At 44.8% G+C, this 20,537-nt stretch carries 17 protein-coding genes; 6 read left to right on the top strand and 11 right to left on the bottom strand.

The genetic code is table 11. The features are described from left to right. Nucleotides 1-9 precede the first annotated feature (9 nt). Nucleotides 10-2,265: a DNA internalization-related competence protein ComEC/Rec2 gene (locus R7Q11_RS07235; protein WP_225466332.1), complete on the bottom strand. Its 2,256-nt coding sequence runs from the start codon at nucleotides 2,263-2,265 to the stop codon at nucleotides 10-12. Between the two features lie 8 nt (nucleotides 2,266-2,273). On the opposite strand from R7Q11_RS07235, the gene R7Q11_RS07230 reads away from it, so the two are divergent. Continuing rightward, nucleotides 2,274-2,783 carry a DUF2062 domain-containing protein gene (locus R7Q11_RS07230; RefSeq protein ID WP_005387834.1) on the top strand — a complete coding sequence of 170 codons (510 nt, stop codon included), beginning with the start codon at nucleotides 2,274-2,276 and terminating at the stop codon, nucleotides 2,781-2,783. 150 nt (nucleotides 2,784-2,933) lie between these two features. Here R7Q11_RS07230 and lolE read toward each other — a convergent pair whose 3' ends face one another. The 3 genes from lolE to lolC are packed head-to-tail and all read right to left on the bottom strand — an operon-like array spanning nucleotide 2,934 to nucleotide 6,089. Next, nucleotides 2,934-4,178 (bottom strand): lipoprotein-releasing ABC transporter permease subunit LolE, encoded by a 1,245-nt coding sequence (gene lolE, locus R7Q11_RS07225; RefSeq protein WP_213886258.1) that lies wholly within the window; start codon nucleotides 4,176-4,178, stop codon nucleotides 2,934-2,936. Nucleotides 4,179-4,180: 2 nt separating this feature from the next. Next, nucleotides 4,181-4,888, bottom strand: a complete 708-nt coding sequence (gene lolD / locus R7Q11_RS07220) for a lipoprotein-releasing ABC transporter ATP-binding protein LolD (protein WP_025766931.1) — start codon at nucleotides 4,886-4,888, stop codon at nucleotides 4,181-4,183. After that, a complete protein-coding gene (gene lolC / locus R7Q11_RS07215; protein ID WP_031778997.1) occupies nucleotides 4,881-6,089 on the bottom strand; it encodes a lipoprotein-releasing ABC transporter permease subunit LolC in 1,209 nt (402 codons plus the stop codon). The genes lolD and lolC overlap by 8 nt, the downstream gene beginning before the upstream one ends. A 249-nt stretch (nucleotides 6,090-6,338) precedes the next feature. On the opposite strand from lolC, the gene R7Q11_RS07210 reads away from it, so the two are divergent. The 4 genes from R7Q11_RS07210 to R7Q11_RS07195 all read left to right on the top strand — a co-directional run bounded on the left by R7Q11_RS07210 (nucleotide 6,339) and on the right by R7Q11_RS07195 (nucleotide 11,859). After that, complete coding sequence (locus R7Q11_RS07210) at nucleotides 6,339-6,908, top strand: hypothetical protein (RefSeq protein WP_017634743.1); 570 nt, start codon at nucleotides 6,339-6,341, stop codon at nucleotides 6,906-6,908. Between the two features lie 5 nt (nucleotides 6,909-6,913). Continuing rightward, complete coding sequence (gene mfd / locus R7Q11_RS07205) at nucleotides 6,914-10,375, top strand: transcription-repair coupling factor (protein WP_225466331.1); 3,462 nt, start codon at nucleotides 6,914-6,916, stop codon at nucleotides 10,373-10,375. A gap of 7 nt (nucleotides 10,376-10,382) precedes the next feature. After that, nucleotides 10,383-11,150 (top strand): peptidoglycan binding protein CsiV, encoded by a 768-nt coding sequence (locus R7Q11_RS07200; protein ID WP_225466330.1) that lies wholly within the window; start codon nucleotides 10,383-10,385, stop codon nucleotides 11,148-11,150. Nucleotides 11,151-11,310: 160 nt separating this feature from the next. Next, on the top strand, nucleotides 11,311-11,859 hold the full coding sequence (locus R7Q11_RS07195) for a GNAT family N-acetyltransferase (RefSeq protein WP_213964253.1): 549 nt from the start codon (nucleotides 11,311-11,313) through the stop codon (nucleotides 11,857-11,859). Nucleotides 11,860-11,935: 76 nt separating this feature from the next. On the opposite strand, the gene R7Q11_RS07190 is transcribed toward R7Q11_RS07195, so the two are convergent. The 7 genes from R7Q11_RS07190 to hinT all read right to left on the bottom strand — a co-directional run bounded on the left by R7Q11_RS07190 (nucleotide 11,936) and on the right by hinT (nucleotide 18,149). Then, entirely contained in the window at nucleotides 11,936-13,225 is a 1,290-nt protein-coding gene (locus R7Q11_RS07190) for an NAD(P)/FAD-dependent oxidoreductase (protein WP_025766937.1), read from the bottom strand. A 533-nt stretch (nucleotides 13,226-13,758) separates the two neighbouring features. Then, nucleotides 13,759-14,301, bottom strand: coding sequence for an alpha/beta hydrolase YcfP (gene ycfP, locus R7Q11_RS07185; protein ID WP_213891595.1), 543 nt, complete (start codon nucleotides 14,299-14,301; stop codon nucleotides 13,759-13,761). 75 nt (nucleotides 14,302-14,376) lie between these two features. After that, nucleotides 14,377-15,258, bottom strand: a complete 882-nt coding sequence (thiK, locus tag R7Q11_RS07180) for a thiamine kinase (RefSeq protein WP_213891594.1) — start codon at nucleotides 15,256-15,258, stop codon at nucleotides 14,377-14,379. Between the two features lie 24 nt (nucleotides 15,259-15,282). Then, nucleotides 15,283-15,873, bottom strand: coding sequence for a penicillin-binding protein activator LpoB (gene lpoB, locus R7Q11_RS07175; protein WP_005378467.1), 591 nt, complete (start codon nucleotides 15,871-15,873; stop codon nucleotides 15,283-15,285). A gap of 66 nt (nucleotides 15,874-15,939) precedes the next feature. Then, nucleotides 15,940-16,332, bottom strand: coding sequence for a YcfL family protein (locus R7Q11_RS07170; RefSeq protein ID WP_005378469.1), 393 nt, complete (start codon nucleotides 16,330-16,332; stop codon nucleotides 15,940-15,942). After that, entirely contained in the window at nucleotides 16,332-17,729 is a 1,398-nt protein-coding gene (locus R7Q11_RS07165) for a COG3014 family protein (protein ID WP_025766940.1), read from the bottom strand. Before R7Q11_RS07165 ends, R7Q11_RS07170 begins: the two co-directional genes overlap by 1 nt. Before the next feature lie 69 nt (nucleotides 17,730-17,798). Continuing rightward, entirely contained in the window at nucleotides 17,799-18,149 is a 351-nt protein-coding gene (gene hinT / locus R7Q11_RS07160) for a purine nucleoside phosphoramidase (RefSeq protein WP_005378473.1), read from the bottom strand. 269 nt (nucleotides 18,150-18,418) lie between these two features. Here hinT and R7Q11_RS07155 point away from each other — a divergent pair, with 269 nt between their 5' ends. Continuing rightward, nucleotides 18,419-20,410, top strand: a complete 1,992-nt coding sequence (locus R7Q11_RS07155) for a methyl-accepting chemotaxis protein (RefSeq protein WP_005378474.1) — start codon at nucleotides 18,419-18,421, stop codon at nucleotides 20,408-20,410. Nucleotides 20,411-20,537: the final 127 nt, after the last annotated feature.

The following is a 20,537-nucleotide window of genomic DNA, read 5'->3' as shown; positions in this document are numbered from 1 at the left end:
TTAAGACTCTCATTCTACTCCCTTACGCAGCATCTGCCTATACCAAGGCTCAAATGTATCGCTACGTTTGGTTTCTGAGCGCCAATTATCACGGTGAATAAAGAAGCTTACCTGACCACCCTCACCAGTATCAAGCCAAGTAATGCCAAGTTTTCGGTATGAAGCAACGACATTTTCCGCTGGCATTCCCCATCGATTGTTTTTTGCTAAAGAAGCAACCGCCACACTCGGGCTCACCGCCTCAATAAATCGAGGATTCGATGAACTTTTACTCCCGTGGTGAGGGACTAGCATCACATCACTTTGTAACTTTCCGGGTTCTCTAAGCAAAATCCACTCGCTAATGGCCTCAATATCACCAGTAAAAAGCATACTAAAGTTAGAAATAGGGTCAGTAAGTCGTAATACACAGGAGTGCGGATTATACGCACGTTGAACAAGTGCAGGAGGCCAGAGTACTTCCATCTTTAATCCTTGCCATTTCCATTGGTCGCCTCTAGTGCAAGGCTCATATCCGATAAAGAATTGACTACTAAGTTTACGCTGTGGAGAAAAGGCATCTTCAATGAAAAAGCGGCCGCCTGCGTGATCATTATCGGAATGGCTTAGAATCAGTGTATCTATGCTTTCATAACCTCGTTGATGCAAAACCGGAGTGACGACCTGCTCTGCGATACTGCCGCTTTGCCATGCTTTACCAGTGTCATACAGCAACACCTTGTCGTCTTTTTCTACAACCACTGCAAGGCCATGACCTACATCTAATACATCGATACGCCAATGCGGTTCATACTCCGATGCAAGCTTGATACTAATAACGATGCCGAGTAACAAATACCACGCGTACTGAGACATGAACCGTTGAAATATTAAGCAAACCACTATCGCCATAACCAGCATTGTCATTTCCATGCTAATAGGTTGCCAAGAACCTATTGCGTACTGTATTGACGTGCTCAATGGCTGTAATGACCAGTCCACCAAATGCCACAGAGGCTTCGCTATCATTTCAAGAAACAAAGATGAGAACAGGGCTAGAAACATCAAAGGTACAACGATAAATCCGAACCAAGGAATAAATACCAAGTTGTAGGCTATTGAGGACAAACTAAAACCGGAGAAGAAATGGCCACTAACAGGTACGATTAAAGCGCTCAACATCAATTGAGTAAGCAATAACGCTTTTAATCGCGCTTTCCAACCTCCCCTTTGATGTCGAATCAAATTAATTGCGAACAATACCGCACAAGCGGAGAGGTATGATAACCAAAAGCTCATACTGTAGGATGCAAAAGGTTGGACAAGCAGTTGTAGAGATACTGCAAGCAAAAGAACTCGCCAAGAAGTCCAGTGCACTAGAGTATACTTCAGGAGAACGTAAACAACGCATACCGACACTGCTCGCGTAGTAGGCAGAGAGAAATCCGCTAACCAAGCGTAGGCAACAGCGAAGATCAGCCCATATAAGCTAGGTAACAACTGGTATTGGGGTAATAGATAACGAACGGTACCGCCCACGACTAGCCCAAAAGTAAACGCCATACCAATATGTAAACCAGAAATGGAGACCAAATGCAGTAAACCACTGTCCCTGAGCGCTTGCCAATCTTCCTTAGACAACCAAGAACGGTCAGCAAAAACTAACGCACTTATTAACGAGAAATGATGAAGGGAAGACACATCATCAGCGACATCGGCAATAATGGATTGACGCAGAGATACATTAGAACGAACAATCCACTTAGCGTCTTTGTTAACAACCGCTCGGGCGATAGTATTTTTACCCATCGCGTGCTTTTCAGCATCAAAGCCAGCTTCGTTGCGTAGACCTGTAATCGGCTTTAACGAGATGGATGTCGTAAACTCACTGTTAACATCGAGTGGAAAAGGCGTAATAAGACGGATTTTAGGTTTAAGAAAAGGTAACAGAGTTTGAGAATTTACCGCTTCTATAGCGACAATACCTTCATAACCGTGACTTATTTGCGTAAAAGGGCTGTCAACTTTACCAATTATGGTAATATTCTCCCCTGCTTGAAAAAGGGCTTGTCTCTGAGACTCCAATACATTGCCGTGGACGATGACAACCATAAAGCCCGCAATTGCGCCTATGCTAATTAAGCCACGACGTAATTTGATTATTGAGCCAGTGGTTATTATTCCCAGCAGCAACCAACGCCAATCTGGTATTGTCGGCCACCAAGCCGACGAGATTACGCTCGCTACAAATAACGCCAAGGTCCAACTTTTTTCTGAGAGAGTCATGCTGTCCTATGCCTAGAAAGCTGATAAAACGCTTCATGCCAGATCATGAATTGATCAAACGCCAAAAAGCATTGAAGGTCTTCGGCAATGTGTTGTACAACCCGAACTTGTGGTGCTTAAACCGCCGCTCGGCATCAGGGGCTTTTGCTGTCGGGTTATTTATGGCTTTTGTTCCGCTGCCGAGCCAAATGATCATGGCCGCTGGCTTGGCCATTATGTTGGGTGTCAATCTGCCCCTCTCCGTCGCTTTAGTATGGATCAGCAACCCTATCACTATGCCTGTGCTATTTTACTTTGCGTACAAGCTAGGTGCTCTAGTGATGCGTCTTCCCCCGCAACCTTTTCACTTTGAACTATCGTGGGAATTCATCATGCAGCAAATGAGCACCATTGGACCTCCATTTCTATTGGGCTGCGCAATTTGTGGGGTTGTATCCGCGATTATTGGCTACTTCGGAATTCGAGGGCTTTGGCGCTACTCAGTGGTACGGAGCTGGCAAAAACGCAAAATAAGATAAGACCTTACTGCGTAAAAATCAGCATTTGAGCTATCAGTTGAGGGGCATCTAACAGTTAGAATGAAACGCGATGTTACTCAAGTCGGATAAATACAAAAAAGGACCGAATTCGGTCCTTTTTTTGTTTTTCGCATATTGTAAAACAATCAGCTATTTAGAACTCAGTACAGCCGCCGGATTCAACCTTGCGGCACGAGAAGCAGGATACCACGTCGCAAGTAAACTAAGCACTATCGCCGTCACTGACACCAATGCCACATCTGGCCAGTGTAGTTGTGATGGTAAGAAGTCGACGAAGTAAATATCGCCCGATAAAAACTGATGACCAATTAAGCTCTCTAACCCTTTAATTAACGGAGTCAGGTTTAACGCCACTAAGACACCGATAACACTGCCGACGAGACTGCCAAATACACCAGAGAATACACCTTGCCAAACAAAGATCCGTTTGATTAGGCTATCTTTTGCTCCCATTGTTCGCAAAATTGCGATTTCCGCCGCTCGGTCTTTCACTGCCATCATCAACGTAGACACAATATTAAAACATGCCACGCCAATCACCAGTACCATCACCAAGTACATAATGGTGCGCACGAGCTGAATATCGCGATACAAAAAACCAAACTTTTGCTGCCAGCTTTTCAAATACACATAAACATCAACCATGCTACCAACCTCGCGAACGATCGTAGGTGCATTGAGAACATCGTCCGTTTTTAGTGAAATGCCAGTGACCCCTTCCCCTAATCTCGCGTATTGCTGAGCATCCGCTAATGGTACTAACGCTAGAGAGTGGTCGATTTGGCCATTCAACGTTAAGAATCCTGACACCTTCACGCGCACACGCTTAGGAGCCTGCACTTTATTTGCGCCGCCTGCTTGCGGAATCATCAACGTAACGTAATCCCCCACGGCGACATTTAGCTCGTTTGCTACACCTCGGCCTAAGATCACTTGCTGCTGACCGGCATAAAAGTTTTGCCAAGCTTCTTGGTCAATAAAATTCGATAAGCTCGACACCGCTTGCTCGAAAGTAGGCTCTACGCCACGAACTTCTATCGCTTTTAGCTTACTACCTTTTTCTGCCAAACCCGTAAAACGAACGTACGGTGCTGCCGCAACAACATGTTCATGTTTTAGAGCTTGATTCATCGTTTTGGTGTAGTTATGAAGTGGTCCATTAACACCTTCTAACTCGCCGTGTGGAATCACAGACAACACACGCGACTGCAGCTCGCGCTCAAAGCCATTCATTGCAGACAAACCGATAATAATCACGGCAACGCCAACCGCAATACCAATAGTCGAAGAAAGCGATATAAAAGACACCATCTTGTTGCGCTTTTTCGCTCGACTGAAGCGACCACCAATCATCAAAGCTAAAGAGGTAAACAAAACTAGCCCTCCGCAGATGCTGTATCAGTCACAAAACGATCTACGAGCAAACCATCTTGCATGTGCATTTGACGATCCATTTTTGCTGCCAGCTCTTTGTCATGCGTGACAACCAAAAATGCAATGTTTGACTCTTTATTGAGCTCGCGCATCAAATCATAGATAGACAGTGCCGTATTGTGATCTAAGTTCCCCGTAGGTTCATCAGCCAAGACCAGATCAGGTTTATTCACCAATGCACGCGCAATCGCAACACGCTGACGCTCACCGCCCGATAACTCGGAGGGTCTATGTTGTATCCGATGACTCAAACCAACTTTATCTAACAGCGCTTTAGCCGCCTGTTTTGCATCCGCTACTTTAGCACCGCCAATCATCAGTGGCATCGCCACATTTTCAAGCGCAGTAAAGTCAGCCAACAAGTGATGAAACTGGTATACAAAACCAAGGTGCTTGTTGCGTAATGCCGCCTGTTTGTTCGAGCTCAAAGCTGATAGGTTTTGCCCTAGAAAATCAACTTCACCATGAGTTGCGTCATCTAACGCACCTAAAATATGCAATAAGGTACTTTTTCCCGAACCAGAAGAGCCAACAATAGAAACCAACTCCCCTTTGTCGATATCGAAACTTACGCCTTTCAACACTTCCGTATCTAACGAACCCTCTCGGTAGACTTTACGAATATCACGACATTCTAATAGCTTATTCATAGCGAAGTGCCTCAGCAGGTTTAACAGAAGATGCTCGATAAGAAGGATAAAGCGTAGCAGCAAGGCTAAGAGCAATCGCCAATACCACCACTAAAAGAATTTGCAGTGAATCAATCAAGATGGGTAGATGACCACCAAAGCTGAATAGCGCCACACCAGCAGATTCAAGAATCGCATTTAGATTAAGTGACAAGATCACGCCCGCAGCGCCACCAACAATCGCGCCAATTACACCACTGCTTGCACCTTGCACCATGAAAATGGTCATCACTTGAGATTGAGTCATGCCTTGAGTTTTCAATATTGCGACTTCTGATTGCTTCTCCATTACCACCATGATTAAAGCGGAGATAATATTGAATGCAGCGACACCCACAATTAGACCTAGCATAAGTCCCATCATGTTCTTTTCCATTTTCACCGCTTGGAAAAGCTCACCACGCTGTTCGCGCCAATCACTCCATTCCCATCCATCAGGCATGGGTTGGTCAGCAAAATCCGTCACCATAAATGGGTCAGAGAAAAAGACACGCCAACCAGAAACCGTGTCTTTAGGGAAACGCATCAGCTTAGATGCATCCGTCATGTTCACAATCATTAATTGACCATCAACGTCCGATCCCGTATTGAAAATGCCTGAGACAGTGAAGTTTCGCTGGCTAGGAATACGACCAAGTGGGGTAAACTGCGTCGCGTTGGTCACCATCAAGCGTACTTTATCCCCGATTGAGACCTTTAGTGAACGTGCCAAACTGTGACCCAAAAATACATTGTAGTCACCTGCTTGAAGTGACGATAATCGTCCGGCAATCAAATGGTTGCTAATCGGATCGCCTTTCTTAGGTTCAATACCGATGAGGTAACCAGCCGTCAGCTGTGCAGAACTCTGAATAACAGCCTCTCCTCTAACGATAGGCTCCGGCTGGGATTCACTCGACATCGCTTGAACAAATGGAGGAGCAGACTCGGTCATAGGCGTTTTTCCATCGTGTTGCGAAACAACGGCATGAGGTAGCACACCTAAAATGCGTTCTTTTAACTGCGATTCAAACCCGTTCATCACAGAAAGAACCGTCACCAACGCCATTACACCGATCGTAATACCCGCCGTCGACATATAAGAAACAAATCGGCTGAACCTATCTCCAGAGCGTCCCCGAAGATACCTTAAGCCAATAAACAATGAGATAGGATGATACATATAAGACAAACCAACTGGTTGTTTTGATATAAAGCTTTAGCGGATTATCTTACCTTACTCTTCTCATTAAGAAGACAAGAGAATCGCTAAATTTGTCAACGACATGCAATAAGTCTGTATTTAGGGCAAAAAGTTCAAGGACAAATCAGCTAAACTTGATAACTTCATTCAGTTAGCGATAATCAGTGCCCTATTTCTCTTTGTTTGTTGAGTGAACAGGGAGCGCTCACTGGCAAAAGGATCGACTATATGACAGAGCAAGAATACTTTACCGTCCATCATAACCTCACCATCAACGTCGAAACGTTGAGTGCGGACTTTGCTTTGCCAGATGAAGAAACATTTGCCTCCGAAATTCCAGCACCATTTATTGTCGCCAGTGAATTTAGTCACTTAGATATGTTGGCAGACAACGCGCGTCTAGAGCTGAAAAACAAAGAGTTAAAGCATGTGATCAACTTGCTTGATACGCAAAACGCGAAACTTAACCTCTTGTTGAGCTTTATGCTTTCACAACAAGATGACGCCTCCATTCGATATCAAACGACGCAGTTTGGTGCTAGTCAACTCAGTTTCCGCTCAGATACAGCGTTAACTACTCAACAACTCGTTCGTGTTAAACTGTTCCTCGATCACCCTGCTGCGGCGATTTACTGTTACGCTCAAGTAGAAGAATGTGATGCTTCAGAGCAAGATTTCATTATCACGCTTAGATACAAGATGCTCCGAGAATCTGATCAAGATTTACTGATAAAGGCGGCACTGTATCAACAACAAAAACTTTTACGTCAGCGCTCGATGGAGCGAGATAAAAAATAATTCCTATGACAAAAGCAACGATTCTTTCCGTCACCAACCCTTCAGAGCGTGGCGACAAAAAACAGCTAGGTAATTTGCCGGGCGCAGCTCTACCTCTAGCCATTGCAGAGCTAGCCAAGCAGCATTCGAGTCACTCGCTACTCGTTGTGCCTGACCCGCAAATCGCTTTAAAGCTTCAGGCAGAGATTGAGCAATTCACCGACCAAACGGTAAGCCTGTTCCCCGACTGGGAAACGCTGCCTTACGATAACTTTTCTCCGCATCAAGAAATCATCTCTGAACGTATCGCACGCCTATACCAACTGCCAAGTCAACGTGATGGCATAACCATCGTCCCGGTCAGTACAGTATTGCAACGCCAATCGCCACGTGATTTTCTGTTGCAACACACTTTAATGGTGAAAACTGGTGATCGGCTCTCGCTAGAGAAGTTACGTGTACAACTTGAAAATTCTGGCTACCGCCATGTAGATCAAGTATTTGGACCAGGTGAATATGCAAGTCGTGGGTCTATTCTGGATCTCTTTCCTATGGGCAGCAATGACCCGTACCGCATCGACTTCTTTGATGATGAAATAGATACCATTCGCACGTTTGATCCAGAGAACCAACGCTCTATCGACGATATTCAGCAAATCCAATTGCTGCCTGCACATGAGTTCCCAACCACTAAAGAAGCGATTGAAGATTTCCGTACACGTTGGCGCACCCAGTTCGACGCACGCCGCGAGCCTGAATCAATCTACATGCAAGTGACCAAAGGCACGTGGCCCGCTGGTATTGAGTATTGGCAGCCGTTGTTTTTTGACCATACCGAGACTTTATTTGAATATTTGCCAGAAGACTCTCAAGTCATCACATATGGTGATATCGAATCTGCGGTCGATACTTTCTTAACCGATGTCGAATATCGATACGACCAGAAAAAAGTTGATCCGTTGCGTCCTCTTTTGACTCCTGAACAGCTTTGGTTGAAAAAAGACGAACTTTTCAGTCAACTAAAACAGCTCCCTATCGCTCAATTGGGCCTAGATAAAGTGGTTAAGCGTGCCGGTCGTCAAAACCTACCCGTACAATCGTTAGCCGAGCTTGGCGTTCAGCAACAAAATAAAGAGCCGCTCTCGCGCCTTCGTCAGTTTAGTGAGCAATTCAGCGGAAAAATCGTTTTCTCGGTAGAGTCAGAAGGTCGTCGTGAAGCACTAACGGAGCTGTTGCAAGGCATCAAAGTTCGGCCAGTCGTACATGGCTCACTTTACCAAGCTCTAGACTCGGGTGATCGATTCAGCTTGATCTTAGGCGCAGCAGAGCATGGTTTCATTCACGAAGAGCTGAACTTCGCTCTGATCTGCGAAAGTGATCTACTCGGTGACCGTGTTATCCAGCGACGCCGCAAAGATAAAAAAGCTGTCAACAGTGACACCGTTATTCGCCATCTTGCGGAACTAAAACCCGGTCAACCTGTGGTTCATATTGATCACGGTATTGGCCGCTACATCGGTTTACAAACACTTGAAGCCGGTGGTATGAAAACGGAATACGTCACTCTTGAGTATCAAAACGATGCCAAGCTCTACGTGCCAGTTTCATCACTGAATCTTATCAGCCGTTATTCTGGCGGCGCTGAAGAGAGTGCGCCACTGCATAAATTAGGTGGTGAAGCGTGGGCAAAAGCACGTCGTAAAGCGGCAGAAAAAGTGCGTGATGTCGCGGCAGAATTGCTGGATGTGTATGCTAAACGAGAATTAAAACCTGGCTTCAAATTTGAGCTAGATCGTGGGCAATACGCAACATTTAAAGCAACATTCCCGTTTGAAGAAACAGATGACCAAGCGATGGCCATCAATGCCGTCTTGTCAGACATGTGCCAGGCAAAAGCGATGGATCGCTTAGTGTGTGGTGACGTGGGCTTTGGTAAAACGGAAGTCGCTATGCGCGCAGCATTTGTCGCAACGGATAACAGTAAACAGGTCGCCGTACTCGTACCAACAACCTTGCTTGCTCAGCAGCATTTCGAAAACTTCCGTGACCGTTTTGCCAACTTACCAATCCGAGTTGAAGTACTGTCTCGTTTTAAATCTGCCAAAGAACAAAAAGTCATTCTGCAAGACGTTGCCGATGGTAAAGTCGATATTGTCGTTGGTACGCATAAGCTGCTTTCGAGCGACATTAAATTCAAAGATTTAGGTTTGTTGATCGTTGATGAGGAACACCGCTTTGGGGTTCGTCAAAAAGAAAAAGTCAAAGCAATGCGTGCGGATGTGGACATTCTTACCCTCACCGCAACACCAATTCCACGCACACTGAATATGGCAATGAGTGGCATGCGAGACCTGTCGATCATCGCGACACCTCCTGCACGCCGTTTAGCCATTAAAACCTTTGTTCGACAAAAAGAAGAGCCAGTGGTCCGTGAAGCGGTACTGCGTGAAATTATGCGTGGTGGTCAGGTTTACTTCCTGCACAATCAGGTTGAAACCATTGAAAAAACGGCAGAAGACTTACAGAAACTCATCCCAGAGGCACGCATTACCGTGGCTCATGGTCAAATGCGCGAGCGCGAACTTGAGCGAATCATGAATGACTTCTACCATCAGCGCTTTAATGTGTTGGTGTGTACAACCATCATCGAAACCGGTATCGACGTACCAACGGCGAATACCATAATCATGGATCGTGCGGACAATCTTGGCTTGGCGCAGTTGCATCAATTACGTGGCCGTGTTGGACGTTCGCACCATCAAGCCTATGCTTACTTATTAACGCCACATCCAAAAGCCATGACCAAAGATGCCATCAAGCGTCTTGATGCGATTGCTTCACTGGAAGACTTAGGTGCTGGCTTTACGTTAGCAACCCACGATTTAGAAATCCGTGGTGCTGGTGAGCTGCTTGGTGATGAGCAAAGTGGGCAAATTCAATCCGTTGGTTTTACACTTTATATGGAAATGCTGGAACAAGCAGTGCAAGCATTAAAAGAAGGCAAGGAGCCATCTTTGGATGAGCTGCTTCGTGAGCAAACTGAAGTGGAAATGCGAATCCCAGCGCTCTTACCAGATGATTACATTCCGGATGTAAACACACGACTGTCGATGTACAAACGCATTGCGAGTGTCACAAGCAGTGATGAACTATCAGAGCTAAAAGTGGAACTGATTGATCGCTTTGGTCTGCTTCCAGACGCAACAAAGAACTTACTTGCCGTCTCAGAATTGAAAATTTCGGCTGGTAGTTTAAAAGCGAAAAAGATAGAAGCCCATGATAAAGGTGGATTTATCGAGTTTTACCCTGATGCTGACATAAATCCAGCGTATTTAGTTAAACTGCTGCAATCACAGCCGCAAAAATTTGCAATGGAAGGTCCAACTAAGTTCAAGTTTAGCGTACCATTGGTGGACCGACGTAAACGCATTCAGTTTGTTCAAGACTTACTGAATGATTTTAAACAGAATTTATTACCAACGAGCTAATAGTCGAATGAGAATACTGATCCCGTTATTGCTTCTATGTGTCTCAATGCCCTCTTGGGCACAGCGCCAATTTGATATTGAAGTGATCATTTTCAAGCGAGCAGTCGACGCTGAAAGCACAACAGAATCTTGGCCGAATCAACTGCCAAAAATCGATATGGAAAATGTCGGTAGCCTAGAGAGTGAATCCTACCGCCGCTCTAAAGGCGTGACGCTTTTGCCAAGTTCTTCTTTCCGTCTCAACGCGCAAGAAGCGGCACTAAATAATCATGCCGGCTTTAAAGTGCTTAAACACGTAGCCTGGCGTCAAGGTGACCGAGGTAAATCTAGCGCCCCAATTTTCCGCATCGTTGGCGGGCGAGATTTCTCTGATTCTTATCAAGCAGATGGCCGCCCAATCAATGGCAATCAAACATTTTCCAGCGACGGTTACAGTGAAGAGACGGTCAATGGTCCTTTATATGAACTAGATGGTCGATTCCAAATATACGTACAGCATTTCCTCTTCGCCGAAACAACACTAGATCTGCGCGAACCAAGTGTTAGAGAGGTGCGTTTTGAACCAACCTCAACAGAGCAATTGGCGGATGACTTAGGTGAAGTAGATGGTAACGTCCAAGTCGGTAACTTGGCAGAAATATCGCCGACAGTAACCGAAGAGAAATTCCTGAAGAGTTATCGAATGGATCAAAAACGTCGTATGCGTAGCAGCGAGACTCATTACCTAGATAACCCGTTGATGGGTATGATCATTCAAGTTCGTCGGGTTCGATAAGCACGAGCAGTTCGACAAAGCGCAGCAAAGCTGCGCTTTGTTTTTATCTGCTATACCTCAGTTATTCCTAACCAACGCAGAGCAAGGAAAATAGCTGCGTTCAAGTATAAATAGACAGCTTTCAATTTACTTACACTCAACATGGAAGTCGTATTAGTTCATGAGTCCAGACTTTGAAATCATTGCGCCCCGCTTAGCGCTCAAGCTCATCCCTGCTGAAGAAGCACATTCACTACAACGATTACTTGCAGAATCCCCTTCGCTGCACCAATGGCTTGACTGGTGTGATAAAAACGTCACATTGAAAACCGCGCAGGACTTTCTGTTAGCAACCCGTCTTAACTGGGTCAAAACTGAGGCTTTTGGTTTCGGTATCTATGAGCGGCAAAGTAACACTTTGGTTGGAATGGCAGCGGTTAATGAGTTATATCATACGTTTAATATGGCGGGTATTGGTTACTGGGTTGCCGACCGCTATCAACGGCAAGGCTATGCCCAAGAAGCCGTTAAAGCCTTAGCAGAATTCTGCTTCGCAAAGCTAAGTTTAACTCGACTAGAGATTGTTTGTGACCCCGACAACGAAGCTAGCCAAGCCTTAATTGAGTCCGTCGGTGCACAAAAAGAAGCCATCGCCAGAAACCGGTTTATTTTTCATGGTAAGCCTAAAGATGGCGTTGTGTACTCACTTTTACCGACAGATCTAACATAAACAAAAAGCCACCGACTTGTGGTGGCTTCTGCATTTTTTAAGATACAACACATCCACACAGAGTGGATTTAAAACCTTAGTGCAGCTTAAGGTTTGGACGCAGCACGCGATTAATGCGGCCGACGAGCATCATCAGACCGGTTTTGAATACACCGTGCAACGCCATTAGGTGCATGCGATACAATGAGATGTAAACGACACGAGCAATACGGCCTTCTACCATCATCGACCCTTTAGTTAGGTTCCCCATCAGACTACCAACGGTTGAGAAGCGACTTAGAGACACTAATGAACCGTGATCTTTATATACATAGTCTTTCAACTCGCGCCCGTTGATCTTCGCGACGATGTTACTAAATGCCTGGCTTGCCATTTGGTGTGCAGCTTGAGCGCGTGGCGGCACGAACGAACCGTCAGACTGGGTGCATTGTGCTAAGTCACCAATAACAAAGATGTCATCATCTCGTGTTGTCTGTAGTGTGTTTTTCACTACAAGCTGATTGATACGGTTCGTTTCTAAGCCAGCGATATCTTTAATAAAGTCTGGAGCTTTGATACCCGCAGCCCAAACCATGATTTGAGCTGGGATCTTCTCACCATCTTTTGTAGTAAGGCCATCTTTTTCAGCTTTAGTCACCATAGTGGCGGTGCGCACGTTTACGCCCAACTTCACCAACTCTTGATGAGCAGCAGAAGAAATACGTGGAGGTAACGCTGGTAAAATACGCTCACCTGCTTCAATCAGATTGACGTTCAACTTGCTAGAATCAAGATCACCGAAGCCATAAGTGCGCAGCTCTTTAACAGCATTATGTAACTCAGCTGATAGTTCAACGCCAGTTGCACCAGCACCAACAATCGCAATATCGACCGTACCGTTACCGTTTTTCGCGTGCAGCTTTAGGAACTCGTTGTTCATTTCTGTACGGAAACGGTGTGCTTGCTCAGGGCTGTCTAGGAAAATACAGTTTTCACGAACGCCAGGCGTGTTGAAGTCGTTTGATGTCGAGCCAATCGCCATCACTAGAATGTCGTATTCTAGCTCACGGCTTGGCATAAGAAGTTCACCGTGTTCGTCTTTAAGCTCACTTAAGATGATCACTTTACGTTCACGGTCGATGTCTTGAAGACTACCCATTTGGAAGTCGAAGCTGTGGTTTTTTGCATGAGCTCGATAGCTCAGTGCATCTACTCCTTCGTCCAAAGAACCTGTAGCAACCTCATGCAATAATGGCTTCCACAAGTGGCTCGCTTTTCGATCGACTAGCGTAATTCGCGCACGGTTTTTGCGACCTAGAGTTCGACCAAGCTTAGTTGCCAACTCAAGACCACCTGCACCGCCGCCTACAACGATAATGCGTGTCACAATGATTTTCCTCTACAAAAATGAATATATGGGGTTCAGCTCGATGCATGACTCACAAACATTTGTGGCATCCATCCAACCGATGAATTCTTGGTTCTTAGAGGTGTCTCAATTACTTGGATTAAAAAACTACCACCCACTTTGATTCTTTATCTATCAATGACTTGTCAGGGTTTGGCATGTTTATCTGGTACGCATACGACGCCAGAAGTTTTTGGGCAAGTTTATTACTCGCTCTCAATTTTTTTTGATATTTATCAAATTATTTTAGTCCGGTTCATTATATAGAGACCAACTTTGAAGGCAACCAAAATCCGTGTAACGAGTACGGATTGACTACTTTTCGACTACTCTACAACAAGGTGTTCGTGCTACATAGGAGGGAAGTAAGAAAACGGTAAGGAGAACACAATATTCAAAGCGTTAAACCAAGAAAATGTGCCTTTCAAAGAGACAGTGGCTCGGCATACTCAAGAGAAGGAATCGCAGCAAAGCAGCCGATAAAAACGCCGCTTTACTGTCTACACTCAACATTAATAAGTATTTTTAAATGCCTTTATCGCTTGTAAATGATGAGAGATTTTTTTGAACTTATGAGACTGAGTTTCATCCCAAATGATTTGATAGTGTTTTTCTAACTCAGCTGCCGTTTTCGAATTGTCATGCACTTCATCATCTTTTGAGAGAATCACTAAGCAGTGCGCTTGATTTTTCTCTCGGAACTGATCAACACATTTTGTTGCGATATCTTCGTACTCTTCTGGGCGATCGATTCGACCAGCCATCGTTTTTTCTGGGTGCAAGTTCGGGTTGAACATCACTTGCTTGATACCGCATAGAAAACCAATTCGCTCAGACCAGTAACCACCTAAACCAACCCCACAGATTAACGGGTTTGGGTCATCAGATTGATCGATAACTTTAGACACTTCTTTTAACAAGTGTTGCATGTCGTGCTTTGGGTGAAGGGTGCTGTAATTGATAAAACGAACGTCGTCGTCGATAAATTGCAGTTGAAGAACTTTTTCGTGGTTACCCGGGCTTGTACTGTCAAAACCGTGTAAGTAAATAATCATGTGTACCTCTCCCTGTGTGTATCTGGTACTTTTATTAAAACTACCACTATTTCCTTACTGTTAAAGGGGAAAATATCACGAGTTCTCAAAACAGTGATCTTCCATACACAATGAGCCTTTCAACTCATACGCACTGTTTAAGTATTGTTCATCTCCCCACAATTTATAGGCAAGTAGATACCAGAGCATCGCCATCACCAAGGTTCTTGGTTGCCAAGCGTGTACACCTCTCAGCCAAAGAGACACATCTTCGATACCGCGAATTTGGCAATACTGCTTCACCGCTTCTTCCACAGGCGCATTCGCGACCTGAATAGTTAAGGTCAAATCAAGCCTAGGGTCAGCAATCCCGGCATACTCCCAATCAATGACTTTCACCCCATTCTCCCCTCGCACTAGGTTGTAACACCCCAGATCGAAGTGACATAGGGCAAGCGGAACAGGTGCAACGTTCGGTTCCGTGCGCCACTTCATGTACAAAGCCTCAAACTCCGTACCCACATACTGACCATCAAGCTCAAGCCAATAATGATCGATGCGAGAAATATATGAAAATGGAACCAAAGGAATTGCGCTTATCGGATATTGATGAATCTTCGCCGCAATGGATAATAAATTGCTTAGTGCTAAGCCTGATTCCGTCAGTGCCTCTCCTTCTATCCATTCCACCAGCAACCCTTGCTCATGAATAAAAACTGGCTTGGGGCCAATTTCCAATGAAGAGACTGCATTCAGCACTTGATATTCACTGTGACGAGAAATTGAAAAAGCCTTGCAGACATGACTGGTCGGTCGCCAGATGTATGTAAGGCCTTGAGAAGATTCCAACCGCCAACAGCGGTTGGTTAGCCCCCCGGTAACAGTTTGTACTTTTACCGGAGGCTCCGTAAAGAAGCCATCGAGAGCATTAAGACTCGGATCTAACTGTTTTGCTTGTTGCCAAGAAAACCATGCCATTGATGACTTCTCCACCCTGTTCGATTAAAGACCGAATAGGCTCTTAGATTGCGCTTTACGAATTTCAGTTTCATCCGCCCACTCAATCAAACCTGTTTCTAGGTCCATTAGGCGCATGGTCATCTTGTAGTATACATCTTTATCGCTACCTGCATTTTTCACAATGCTAGATAGGTTGCCGTAAAGCATGTATTGAGCACCAACCATTTTACCAAATTGGATAGCTGTGCTTTGGTTAACAAGCTCATCCGTGTTTTGGAAGTTAAGTTGTTCACGCACAGACTCAACACGATCCATATCAACAAAACGGAACTTACCTGAGTTCAACATCTTAGTAGAGATCGTGTCAGTAATGGATTCAGTGTCAATATGTTCACTGGTTTTGTTCTTAATTCGCTCAACAAAAACGATAGGACGTTGGTCACGAGTAATTGCTGCTACAGAGCCCGACATCATCATGCTATCCACCATTTCAGCCGCGATTTTTTGTAAATCTGTTGAGCCAAAATCGATAGTCGTGGTTTCTGTTGCTTGCGCATCGCCGTAAGAGACTTTGTTAGAACAGCCACCTAAAATGACGGCAAGACCTAAAAGAGCAATAATACTTTTTTTCATGAGAGTTCCTTAGTTTTTCAATACCAGCGCATCGTTAGCGCGGCAGCTTCGGCAGAGCCGTTAAGATTAATCGTCTTGTGCTTCTCTAATTTGCACACGGAATTTTGTGCCATTTGGATTCACAGTAACTTCAGATAACGTGACTTGCTCAAATCCTCGCACAATCATTTTTCGCCACGGACCAGGTTTGGTATTCACTTCTAAACCATTGTTGTCATACCAATAAAATCGGTAAAGAATGTGCTGATCACCTTTGTAATTGCTACTCAGCTGCACGACTCCTCGTGGGCGATCATCAACGTAAGTGGTGGTGATGTTGTCAACTAATAAGCGACTACCTAAAACGTTATCATTAAAAAATACTTTTTGCGTTTGGCCATCAATTCGAATACCAGCCGTGTTTTCGGCGCATCCAACTAAACCAATAGCCATTGCTAAACAAACAAGCCATGCTTTCATTACAGTCTCCCTAGCTGTTTATGCCACACGGTTGAGTGTGCTCCCTGACGAGATACCCATACCAATGTAGTCTGCTGTGCAGGCACTTCAAACTGATAGGTTTGATCACCCAAGTTTAAACTTTGTGTTCCCGGTTTCACGATTTTTGAAGCCGTTTTCACTTGCGCTGGCAATGTTTGCCAACTTCTTGTATCTGGCTGTTCGGTCAATGTGTTCCATACATTGAAAAGTATGTTGCCCACATCATCGCCTTTTTTCGCCGCCTCTTTTCGGATTCGATCTTTTGCCCAAACACGAAGAGCTTGACGGATCACTATTGTAGTAAGACGTTCATTAAGATCGTTTTGCGCCATCGCATTAACATCAGTCAGCGTACTGGAAGGCAATACCTGACCATTTAAAACAACATCGCTAAAACGTTGAGCACCTCGGTTCTGATAATAAGGAAGCGCCAACGAATAAATCGCGCCATTATCGCGACTGTCGTAAATCGGTAAATCAATACGCCACCCTTTCATCGCCTCAACAACACCCTGCTCATCAATAACGATGACTCGCCCTTGTGACTGAGTTAATCCAGAAGGTGCTTTGCCATACCGCTTCTCTAGCATGCGCAAGTCTTCACGCATGCCCAGCTTCTTAGCAGCGTATAAGGTGCTTTCCACAACTTGCTTGTTGTCTGGCATTACAGCGAGTGCTCGTCGGTAATCAACATAAGCACTGTTTAAGTCTCGCGACGCTTCATATAACAAGCCAGAAAGATAGAACAGATAACCATTTTGTACCGCGCTTAGTTTTTTACCAGCATCAGGGTAGTTCGCTAACACACTGCCTAAATTGGCAGACATGCCTTGCTTGTTAAGGTCTTTCTCTGCTGCTTTTAGCTCTTTTTCACGCGCCTTTCTTGCTGCTTCCTGAACTTGATTAGCTCGACGCACTTCAACTAGTGCCCCTTCTAAATCGTTTTTCTGTAAGTAATTTAGTCCTAGATACAGGTGCAAAAAGCCAAGTTCGTAATCGGCGGGATGATAATCTTGGAGATTGTCGTTCACTGCGAGAGAGCCGACGCTCGTTGCCGTGTCTGACACAGATATCGTCGCTCGATCTTGTTGGACACGTACGGCACGATCGCTGCTTTCTAGCGCATTCAAACTTGTCGGGTAATCTTCAGCAAGAAAAGAGATACGACCTTTTTCAAAATTGCCAAGTATCTCGCCACCCACTTCACTTGATTGAAGTTGTTTTGCTTTGGCATATTCCCCTGCAACAACGGCTTGATAAACTTCTTGATTCTGGTTGCTGTAATGGCTAAACAGATTGCCCGCAGATAAATTCGCGCAGCCAGAGGCCATTAAAGCCCAGCTCATCAGCCCTAACAGCTTTACACCTAGTTTCACATTTATCTCCACAAATGTGTCATTCGACAGGAAAAAGAAGCGGGTGAATCGCCACCCACTTTTAAAAGCTTAGCTCAATACCATTGGACCTAGAGGGCGGCCGCCTAGTAGGTGCATGTGAATATGGTAAACCTCTTGGCCACCATGTGGATTACAATTAACGATCAGGCGATAGCCGTCTTCAGCAATACCTTCTTCTTTCGCTAACTTTCTAGCAACAGTGAACAAACGCCCCATCATTGCTTCATCTTCAGCTTCTACATCATTCGTTGTTGGGATCAGTTTATTCGGAATAATGAGAATATGGCTTGGTGTGCGAGGGTTAATGTCGCGAAACGCAGTCACCAAATCATCTTGATAAAGGATATCGGCAGGGATTTCCTTGCGAATAATTTTACTAAAGATCGTTTCTTCCGCCATGAGGACTCCATTTTATAAACGTAATTAGACCCCAATTAGTATGCTCCAACCAAAAGCGGAGCTCAATAAAAACAGTGTTCACTTAACATTATTAATCAAATGCTAATTAACGAAGCTTTTTTTGTCGTGTGTGTCATAAAATGCGCATCACAAACTGAATACAATCCAATGAATTTTGTTACTTTTTTAAGACAATTATTATTTTTATACCCAAGTAAATTCAAAAATACTTGGGTAGCTTGTCTATTTTTGGGAGAGGAAGCTCACTTATGCGAGGTTCAGTTATTAAAAGGATGTATGCCGGCTTTGCACTGATCATCATCCTATTTGCCGTCACAATTGCCATTATGATGGGAGGAATGAGTGATATTCACGGAAAATTTGGCACGGTTTCTAAATCATCCCTACCGTTGGTATCGTTATCTAATCAAACCAGTGTTGAGCTGCTTTCTGCCGACAAATCATTTAAAGACTTCCTGACGACAGAGAATAAACAACGCATGGATGAAATGCGTCAGGAATTTGCTAGATCTCAACAGCGCTTCGAATCCACATTGGCTCAACTGAAAACCGCAAGCCAAATCTACCCTTCTCTTGCCGAACCGTTTTCACAGTTAAAAACGTTAGAGCAGAGCTATTTTACAGAAGCTCTAGAGGCCATGGACAACTACGAAGCAATGTTTGCGGCTCAAGAAGAAGTGCAAAAATCCTCACGCCGCTTCCAAAAACTGAATACCGAACTTTCGGTTGGTCTTAAAGAATATGTGGCAGATCAAACCAGCATTTCTGTCAAAGTCATGGCAAAGAGCTACTTTATCAAGTTAAAAGATGCCGAAGTAATTACCTCTGATGCCCTCGCCAGTTCCAACCCTGAGTTTGTTACGCAAGCCGTAGCTAAAAACCGCAAAGCAGTAACGCACTTGAATTACGCATTCCGCGGGTTGGTGACTCAGCTTCCTGAGCTAGAAAAAGCTTTTGGCGAATCTGTAGAGCAATTTACTCGTGACGTTGGTATGCGTGGCGGTGTGCTAGACCAACATAATAATTACCTCAATGCCCGCGCCGCTTTGTATAACAATATCGCCAACCTAGCAAATAAAGTGGATTCAACCATGGCGATTCTTGAGCAATTCACGACAACCGCAACAGATAAGCTCAATGAATCATTGGCAGACGCAGGTGACATATATTCGGCGGGTGTAACGAAAGCCATCATCATTGGCGTTATTGTCGTTTTACTCGCGACAGCTATTGGCTACCACATCGCACAAAGCGTTCGCGAACCGTTGACTCGTATTCTAAAAGTGTTAGAAAGCCTGACTGAAGGTGATATGACACAGCGTATCGACATTCGCTATAACAACGAATTCAGCCGTGTGAGTGGACACATTAACTCACTCGCCGACAACCTTCACGAGATCTTGGTGAAACTCAACGAAGCGTCAGAAAACCTATCGTCAACCGCGACAACCAACGAACGCACCTCTTCGCAAGCACAAATTAAATTGAGCTCTCAACGCGAACAAACGGCAAACGTCGCTACCGCGATGACAGAAATGTCTCATTCAGTGCAGGAAGTCGCGCAAAGTGCGCAAGGCTCGCTAGAAATGGTGCAACGCGTCGAATCTGCCTCTGAAGAAGGCAGAAATGTTATGAGCAGTAACATCTCAACCATTAATCAACTAGAAACACGTTTGAACGAATCGGTCTCCGCAGTTTCTGAGCTACAAAAAATGAGTGGTCAAATTGGGTCTATCCTTGATGTGATCCGCAACATTGCGGAGCAAACCAACCTACTGGCATTGAACGCGGCAATTGAAGCGGCTCGCGCTGGTGAACAAGGTCGCGGCTTCGCGGTAGTGGCAGATGAAGTACGAGTACTCGCATCAAGAACGACTCAATCAACCACTGAAATTGAATCCATGATCAGTAATCTGCAATCTAGCTCGCAATCGGCGAACCAAGTCATACAAAGCTGTATGAGCGATATGGAGATGTCGGTTGAGCAAGCGTCAAAAGCGAACAGCTCAATGGAAGAGATCCAGGCGCTAATTATTGAGATCAGCCAAATGAGTACGCACATTTCACAAGCAGCAGCAGAGCAAAGTGAAACATCAACAGACATTGCTCGCAGTATTGAAGATATCAACAGCATCGCCGATGAAAGTTTCCAAGCCATGTCGAGTATCGCACAAACCAGTGAATCACTGACCCACTTGGCTCATCAGCAAAATGAATTGGTCCACCGCTTTAAGTTATAAATACTTTATAATTAAGAGTATTAATTAGTGCAATTAACTGTATAAGGGCGACTTTTTGTTAAGTCGCCCTTGTTTTTTGTCGGCCATGTCTACATATGATTAATAAGGCCAGCTCATCCCCTTGCAC

The organism is Vibrio sp. 970 (assembly GCF_033339075.1).
Note: the sequence above shows the minus strand (reverse complement) of the source record. Positions and strands in the feature narration are given on the sequence as shown.